The organism is Loigolactobacillus rennini DSM 20253 (assembly GCF_001436505.1).
In the GTDB taxonomy this organism is placed as follows: Bacteria; Bacillota; Bacilli; order Lactobacillales; family Lactobacillaceae; genus Loigolactobacillus; species Loigolactobacillus rennini.
In genome coordinates this window covers 1-4,023 of the sequence record NZ_AYYI01000049.1, presented here as the reverse complement: position 1 = coordinate 4,023, position 4,023 = coordinate 1, and the positions used below count along the sequence as shown (strand labels likewise).

The following is a 4,023-nucleotide window of genomic DNA, read 5'->3' as shown; positions in this document are numbered from 1 at the left end:
ACAATTAGTAACGATAATAAAAACAAGGTAAATTAGGGTACGTTTGACAGTACCTACGTAAAGGAAGGGGCTTTTAAATGTACAAAGCAGTTGTTTTTTTCGATTTAGACGGCACACTGTTCGATAACGATAAACGGGTGACCCAAGCTAGCATCAAGGCGATTGCGCAATTAAAAGCCAATCACATTTTACCGGTAATCGCGACGGGGCGCAGTTTATTTGAAATTACTGGCACACTGGAACAATCCGGAATTGATTCTTGTGTTTGCGCCGATGGCAGCTACATTCAAGTGGCCGGCCGGGCGCTGCACACGGAATACTTAAAAACTAGTGACGTAAAAGCCATTACGGCCTATGCTCAACAAGATAATCTCCCTGTTTCCTACTACAACCCCAATGGCTTTGTGGTCAGTCACACCAACAAATTAGTCCGAGAAAATTACCGGGAATTAAAAGAAACGGTTAACGTTGATGCCGGGGCTTATTTAACCACCAAAATGAACATGTTGTTTGTCTTTACGCCCGAACGGGATAAACAAGACGACGTGTACCGGGAAAAATTCCACGGCACCTTTAGTTTCTACCGCAATAATTTCCGCGGCTTAGACGTGGTGAAATACGGTGTTTCCAAACGTTCCGGAATTGAAAACTTGCTGAACCACACCGGCTTAGCTGACGTGCCCACTTATGGCTTCGGTGATTTTTACAACGACCTGCCCATGTTTGACGCGGTGAAAACGCCGATTGCTATGGGCAACGCGGTGCCGGAAATGAAAGCTAAAGCGGCCTGGGTTACCACCAGCAACTTACAAAATGGGATCGTTAACGGGTTAAAACATTACAATTTAATTTAGTGATACAAAAAAACGGTGGCAACTCACATCAGTGAATTGCCACCATTTTTGTATGCACTAGAGGGGGCTTTAAGGTGTTAGCAGGCAGTGCCCACAACAGTTTTAATCATCCTCGTCATCGTCGTCTTCTTCCACTAAATCTTCCCAGGCACTTTTGCCCAAGATCGCTTGGAGTCGGCGGATGGCTTGGTTATTTTGCCCGCGTAAGTCAGTGAGAAACGCTGCCATTGCCGGCCGCTTTTCTTGTTCAGCTAGGACAATTGCCCGGTCGATGAACAAGTTTTGCGTGTTGTAATCGTGGGCGGTCATGTCGATTAACGCTGCATTGTCGCGGTATTTGTTACGACCGTCCTCTTCTAACATCGCGTATTCTTTGTATTCTGCTTCTGTTGACGGCGGTAATTCATTTTCGTCTAATAATACGTGTGCCAACGCATCATAATTGTGCCGGCCATTAGCAATCAGTTCCTTAAACAGAGGTTGCAGCGCCTCAGCGGCAATCCCAGTTAAAAACCAGCTAGTTTGGTGCAGCTTCACATCATTGACGTGCAAGTTGGCCAAAATGTGGCCAGTCATCGCGCCAGCAGTGGGTTTGTGGTGATCCACGTCGGCTTGCTTCAATTCAGCTTGGTATTGTGCTTCGATTGATTCTTCACTCATGTTTTAACCCTCCTTATTTAACTTTGATCTTTTCAACATCGTAACCTAATTTTTCAACCACATCAGCTAGCGATTCCGCGCTGGTTTGGTCCGCGTCGAAATCCGCTTTGACTTTGCTGGCATTGAATAATACTTTGACTTTGTCCACGCCAGCTTGCTGCTTAACGGCGTTTTCGATTTTTTGCATGCAAGACGGGCAAGTTAACGCCCCTAATTGTAAAATTGCACGTTTCATATTGATGCACTCCTTTGTATTTGTTTTCCTTAACTATTTATAGTGTAGCGCCGGCACCACCGGAAAAAATTGATGCCCATCAAGTTTCCCGCATTTTTTCTAAAGTTTTAGCGGGCACAGCGATGTATTGGCCACACTGCCACTGGCTTAAGCCAGCACCACCTAAGAACAGGCGCAGTGGCCTGCTATTTAGCGGGTGCCAAAGCAGCGTCATTGCGGCGATTTTTGTGGCCATAACGAATCAGGCGCATGGCGTTAAAGATCACCACTAAAATGCTGGCTTCGTGAACGAACATCCCGCTAGCCATGTAGATAAAGCCAGCGATTAAACCGATTAGTAAGAACGCAACGACACCGATGGCGATGACAATGTTTTCTTTCGTGTTGCGCACGGTGGCTTTAGCTAGGCCATAAGCGTGGACTAAGGCTTGGAAGCTAGATTGCATCAAGACTACATCGGACGTGTCGATGGCCACGTCAGTACCACTACCCATGGCAATCCCGATGTCGGCGGTGGCTAAAGAAGGACTATCGTTGATGCCGTCCCCAATAAAGGCGACTGTCCGGCCGTTTTCTTGAAATTGTTTAACGTAAGTGACTTTTTGTTCGGGCAATAATTCTGCGTGCACTTCATCGATGCCAACTTGGTTGGCCACGTAATCGGCAGTGGCTTGGTTATCCCCTGTTAACATGACTAAATGCTTGGCGCCTTTTTCCCGCAGTTGTTGCAGGGCACCGGCAACTTCTGGGCGAATAATGTCGGCGATGCCTAACATTAAGGCTAACTGGCCGTCAACGGCGACTAAGACAATGGAACTGCCGGTTTTTTGCAACTTGGTTAAGTCCTGTTGCTGGTCCGCTGACAGTTGAACGTCGGCGTTGGCTAATAACTTAGCGTTGCCGGCTAACACTTGGTGACCCGCGATGGTAGCGGTCAAGCCTTGACCTTTAATGGTTTGACTGTCGCTGATGGTTAAATCTTGGTAAGCATAATTTTTTTCTTGGGCGTATTGGGTGATGGCCCGGCCTAAAGGATGATCGGACAAACTTTCAATTTTGGCCGTCAACGCAAAGCCGGTTTTTTCAGTTAACGCGTAGTGATTGACTTGAGCCACGGAGGTATTCCCTTTAGTCAAGGTTCCTGTTTTATCAAAGACAAAGGTGTCCACTTTGGAAAAGCTATCCATGGCGTCGCCGCCTTTAATCAAAATACCGCTTTTAGCGCCATTACCAATTCCGGCCACGTTGGAAACTGGCGCGCCGATCACTAAAGCGCCAGGGCAACCTAGAACTAACACGGTGATGGCTAATTTAAAGTTGCCAGAAAATAAGAAGACCACTAAGGCGATTAAAAGGACCGCTGGGGTGTAATACTGGGCAAAACGGTCAATGAATTTTTCCGCTTGGGATTTGGTATCTTGCGCATCTTCGACTAATTCGATAATTTTTGCAAACGTGGTGTCATCGCCGACTTTAGTGGCGCGGATTTTTAAATAACCGTCTGCCAGCATGGTGCCGGAATAGACTTGATCGTGCAGCTGTTTGCGCACTTGGCGGGATTCACCGGTGACGGCGGCTTCATCCATATAACCTTCACCAGCAATAATGTCACCGTCTACTGGCACGGAGGCACCCGTTTTAACTAAGACAGTGTCATTTTCTTCCACGTCGTCTACGTCGATTTCTTCGGGTTCGCCGTTTTCCCGAATCACCGTGGCACTAGTCGGCGCCATTTCCGTCAGCGATTTAATCGATTGACGGGTTTTAGATAAGGTCCGGGCTTCTAAATAGCTCCCGAAGAGGAATAAGAAGGTGACGATGGCCGATTCGTTGTACTCGCCGATAATAAACGCTCCGATAACGGCGATGCTGACCAGTAGTTCAATACTGACCACTTTAGCCCGCAGCGCTTGGTAAGCGTGCATGACAATCGGGACCGCAGCGATTAGCGATGCAATCGCCAAAATTAAATTATAGAAGAAAAGACTGCCGAGGAATTTTGCGCCGTAACCTGCGACGATTAAAATTCCGGTGAGTAACGTGATCTGATTATTGTGTGTTTGTAACCATCTTTGAAATTTCATTTTCCGCACTCCTTTGTTCAAGTTGATGTCTTTACTATAAACGCAGGCAAGCAGATTGAAATTGATGCCCGTCAAGTTCGCCGCTTTTTTTGCTGCTATTAATAATATTCGCTAAAAAAAGCTGAAATTTTTTAAAATGGCAGATTGCAAGAAATAACTTGAACAAATTTAGTAACGCAGATTACGCAAA

General features: G+C 46.5%; 4 protein-coding genes. 1 reads left to right on the top strand and 3 read right to left on the bottom strand.

The window, feature by feature from the left end; translation table 11 throughout:
- Nucleotides 1-77 precede the first annotated feature (77 nt).
- Complete coding sequence (locus FC24_RS07425) at nt 78-854, top strand: Cof-type HAD-IIB family hydrolase (RefSeq protein ID WP_057874260.1); 777 nt, start codon at nt 78-80, stop codon at nt 852-854.
- A 102-nt stretch (nt 855-956) separates the two neighbouring features.
- On the opposite strand, the gene FC24_RS07420 is transcribed toward FC24_RS07425, so the two are convergent.
- The 3 genes from FC24_RS07420 to FC24_RS07410 form a co-directional block, all read right to left on the bottom strand.
- The gene (locus FC24_RS07420) at nt 957-1,514 is read right to left on the bottom strand and encodes a ferritin-like domain-containing protein (protein WP_057874259.1); all 558 of its coding nucleotides are present in this window, start codon (nt 1,512-1,514) and stop codon (nt 957-959) included.
- 13 nt (nt 1,515-1,527) lie between these two features.
- The gene (locus FC24_RS07415; RefSeq protein WP_057874258.1) at nt 1,528-1,749 is read right to left on the bottom strand and encodes a heavy-metal-associated domain-containing protein; all 222 of its coding nucleotides are present in this window, start codon (nt 1,747-1,749) and stop codon (nt 1,528-1,530) included.
- A 185-nt stretch (nt 1,750-1,934) separates the two neighbouring features.
- On the bottom strand, nt 1,935-3,833 hold the full coding sequence (locus FC24_RS07410) for a heavy metal translocating P-type ATPase (RefSeq protein WP_057874257.1): 1,899 nt from the start codon (nt 3,831-3,833) through the stop codon (nt 1,935-1,937).
- Between the last annotated feature and the right edge of the window lie 190 nt (nt 3,834-4,023).

Excerpts from the sequence above, each read along its gene's own strand:
- FC24_RS07420 (WP_057874259.1), bottom strand. The coding sequence starts at position 1,514 with ATGAGTGAAGAATCAATCGAAGCACAATACCAAGCTGAATTGAAGCAA.
- FC24_RS07425 (WP_057874260.1), top strand. The coding sequence starts at position 78 with ATGTACAAAGCAGTTGTTTTTTTCGATTTAGACGGCACACTGTTCGAT.
- FC24_RS07410 (WP_057874257.1), bottom strand. The coding sequence starts at position 3,833 with ATGAAATTTCAAAGATGGTTACAAACACACAATAATCAGATCACGTTA.
- FC24_RS07415 (WP_057874258.1), bottom strand. The coding sequence starts at position 1,749 with ATGAAACGTGCAATTTTACAATTAGGGGCGTTAACTTGCCCGTCTTGC.